We start from the raw sequence: 1304 nt of genomic DNA, 5'->3' as shown, positions 1-1304 counted from the left end.
AATGTAACCGGGCGTTTCCCTCACGCTATGACCACCGAAACACTATGAAACTGTTTCAGCCGCACCACACCCGTGACCATGGGCATGGGGCTGTTCGTGGTTTCAGAACCAACACAGTGGACGCGAGCAACTGAGGACAAGCCCTCGGCCTATTAGTACCGGTCACCTCCACCCATTACTGGGCTTCCAGATCCGGCCTATCAACCCAGTCGTCTACTGGGAGCCTTACCCCATCAAGTGGGTGGGAATACTCATCTCGAAGCAGGCTTCCCGCTTAGATGCTTTCAGCGGTTATCCCTCCCGAACGTAGCCAACCAGCCATGCCCTTGGCAGAACAACTGGCACACCAGAGGTTCGTCCGTCCCGGTCCTCTCGTACTAGGGACAGCCCTTCTCAATATTCCTGCGCGCGCAGCGGATAGGGACCGAACTGTCTCACGACGTTCTAAACCCAGCTCGCGTACCGCTTTAATGGGCGAACAGCCCAACCCTTGGGACCGACTCCAGCCCCAGGATGCGACGAGCCGACATCGAGGTGCCAAACCATCCCGTCGATATGGACTCTTGGGGAAGATCAGCCTGTTATCCCCGGGGTACCTTTTATCCGTTGAGCGACGGCGCTTCCACAAGCCACCGCCGGATCACTAGTCCCGACTTTCGTCCCTGCTCGACCCGTCGGTCTCACAGTCAAGCTCCCTTGTGCACTTACACTCAACACCTGATTGCCAACCAGGCTGAGGGAACCTTTGGGCGCCTCCGTTACTCTTTAGGAGGCAACCGCCCCAGTTAAACTACCCATCAGACACTGTCCCTGATCCGGATCACGGACCCAGGTTAGACATCCAGCACGACCAGAGTGGTATTTCAACGGCGACTCCACGAACACTGGCGTGCCCGCTTCAAAGTCTCCCACCTATCCTACACAAGCCGAACCGAACACCAATATCAAACTGTAGTAAAGGTCCCGGGGTCTTTCCGTCCTGCTGCGCGAAACGAGCATCTTTACTCGTAGTGCAATTTCACCGGGCCTATGGTTGAGACAGTCGAGAAGTCGTTACGCCATTCGTGCAGGTCGGAACTTACCCGACAAGGAATTTCGCTACCTTAGGATGGTTATAGTTACCACCGCCGTTTACTGGCGCTTAAGTTCTCAGCTTCGCCACACCGAAATGTGACTAACCGGTCCCCTTAACGTTCCAGCACCGGGCAGGCGTCAGTCCGTATACATCGCCTTACGGCTTCGCACGGACCTGTGTTTTTAGTAAACAGTCGCTTCTCGCTGGTCTCTGCGGCCACCCCCAGCTC

The 1304-nt window shown here is 56.2% G+C and carries 1 rRNA gene; it reads right to left on the bottom strand.

What is annotated here, in order from left to right:
• Window positions 1-132 precede the first annotated feature (132 nt).
• A 23S ribosomal RNA gene (locus ACH41F_RS41785) occupies window positions 133-1304 on the bottom strand; the annotation flags it as partial.

Source organism: Streptomyces sp. NPDC020489, assembly GCF_044386545.1.
Classification (GTDB): domain Bacteria; phylum Actinomycetota; class Actinomycetes; order Streptomycetales; family Streptomycetaceae; genus Streptomyces.
This window is presented reverse-complemented; position numbering and strand designations above follow the sequence as displayed.